Origin of the sequence: Microbacterium sp. bgisy203 (assembly GCF_965345155.1) — a bacterium.
GTDB lineage: Bacteria > Actinomycetota > Actinomycetes > Actinomycetales > Microbacteriaceae > Microbacterium.
The window spans coordinates 1-2,044 of record NZ_CBDRLZ010000018.1 but is presented as its reverse complement, the minus strand read 5'-3'; the positions used below and the strand labels follow the sequence as shown (position 1 = coordinate 2,044).

General features: G+C 69.1%; 2 protein-coding genes. Both read right to left on the bottom strand.

Going from position 1 to position 2,044, the window contains the following annotated elements; genetic code table 11:
• Positions 1-63: 63 nt before the first annotated feature.
• Positions 64-849, bottom strand: a complete 786-nt coding sequence (istB, locus tag ACRVYW_RS14035) for an IS21-like element helper ATPase IstB (RefSeq protein WP_431805353.1) — start codon at positions 847-849, stop codon at positions 64-66.
• The gene (istA, locus tag ACRVYW_RS14030) at positions 849-2,039 is read right to left on the bottom strand and encodes an IS21 family transposase (RefSeq protein WP_431805354.1); all 1,191 of its coding nucleotides are present in this window, start codon (positions 2,037-2,039) and stop codon (positions 849-851) included. Before istA ends, istB begins: the two co-directional genes overlap by 1 nt.
• Between the last annotated feature and the right edge of the window lie 5 nt (positions 2,040-2,044).

The following is a 2,044-nucleotide window of genomic DNA, read 5'->3' as shown; positions in this document are numbered from 1 at the left end:
TGTCAACGTCGGCTGAATCCTGACCCCTTTTCGTCGTCTGAATCTTGACCCCCTGGGTTGTTGTTATCGGTCTCCGCCCGGGGTGGGCGGGGTCTTGAGGAGCTCGCGTCGAGCGCGGGTTCGGTAGGAGTCGCCGGCGAGGGTGAGGACCTCGGCGTGGTGGACGAGCCGGTCGATCATCGCGCTCGCGACGATGTCGTCGGCGAAGATCTCGCCCCATCGCCCGAACGGCATGTTGCTGGTCACGAGGATCGAGCCTTGTTCGTAGCGGGCGGCGATGAGCTGGAAGAACAGGTTCGCCGTGTCGGCGTCGAAGGGCAGGTAGCCGACCTCGTCGATGATCAGCAGTCGGTAGCGGCGGAGCCGTTTCAGTTCGTGCTCGAGGCGCCCCTCGCGGTGCGCGGCCTGCAGGCGGGATGCCCATCCGGTGGCGGTGTCGAACGCGACGGGGTAGCCCGCGTGGCAGGCCTTGATCCCGAGCCCGATGCCCAGATGGGTCTTCCCGACCCCGGGTGGGCCGAGCAGGATCACGTTCTCCGCCTTCGCGATCCAGGTCGTCGTCGCGAGGTGCGCGAGAACGTCGCGGCGCAGCGAGGGCTGGTGGTCGGTGTTGAAGTCCTCGAGGGTCTTCACGGCGGGGAAGTGCGCGCCGGCGATGCGGAGGCTGGTGCCGTTCGCTTCCCGGTCCGCGACCTGGCGTTGCAGCACCGCGGCGAGGTATTCCTCGTGTGACCAGCCTTCCCCGCGGGCGGTGATGGCGAGGTCTTCCCAGACCCGCCCGATCGTGGGCGCCTTGAGCGCGCGGGCGAGGTAGCCGAGGGTCGCGGCGGTATCGGTGGTGGCGCCCATCAGAGCACCTCCCCGGTGGTCTCATCGAACCGCACCCCGAACAGGGTGTCGTAGTCGCCCGGGTCGCGGAACATCACCCGCTGCTCCGGTGAGGCGAGGCCCGCGCGTTCCCGCTCGCGTTTCGCGACCGAGAACTGGCTGCGCAAGCCCTTCGCCGTCATCACGTGGGCAGGGTCGGTGACTACTGCGCTGGTCGCCCAGGACCGTTCGTGGTCGGCGACCGCGGTCCCGTCGCAGACCACGATCACCCGGGTCAGGGTCGCGGTGACATCCACGAGCCGGCCGATCACCCTGGGATCGACGGAGTAGTCGTTCCCATCGACGCGGACGTAGTAGTCTCTCCCCAGCCGGACCCGCGCCTGCAGCCCGGTGGCCGGCGGATGCGGCGGCAGCGCCGTCATCGCAGCCAGGTCTCTGTCGAGGACGTCGACGGGACGGCCGCCGAGGGAACGGACTGTCCGGGCGTTCGCTCGCGGCAACCAGTCCTGCAGTTGTGTGTTGAAGTCCGCCGGGGAGGCGAACTGACGGCCGGGCAGGAACGACGTCTCGAGGAAGCCGTTGTTGCGTTCGGTCATTCCCTTGAACTCCGGATCCCGAGGCGGCGCGAGCACCACCCGGGTCGCGAGGGTCCCCGCGAACGCGGCCGCGAGCTGGGTGACCTTCCCCTTCCCGCCGATCGCCGATTCCCGATCCCAGACGAGCGTCTTCGAGACCTTCCCGACCTGCGCGATCAGCTGCCACATGCCCGCGGTCAGATCTCCGCCCTGACGAGACGGGAGCATCACCGCGGCCAGGAACCTCGAGAACGTGAGCGTCATCACCAACACCGGCAACATCGCCGCCTGCCCGAACCCGACCGGGATCCGCGGCTCCGGGAACCACAAATCCATCTGCGCCGCCTCGCCCGGCTGATGCACGATCCGGTCCGCCGGGTCGACGCCGGCATACTCGGGCCGGATCTGCCGGATGCGGTCTTTGAGGATCGTGATCGAGTGCTCCCACCCGATCCGCTCCGCGATCACCGTCGCCGGCATCTTCGCGTCCACACGCAGCCACTTCCGGATCTCCGGCTCCACCGCGTCGACCAACGACCCGCGCGGCGGCCTCCGATACACCGGCGGCTCGTCCGACGCGAGCGCCGCCCGCACCGTGTTCCGCGCGACACCGAGCCTCCGGACGATCGCCTTGATCGGCA

Bases quoted from the DNA above. Each gene is read 5' to 3' on its own strand.
- istB (WP_431805353.1), bottom strand. From the start codon at position 849: ATGGGCGCCACCACCGATACCGCCGCGACCCTCGGCTACCTCGCCCGC.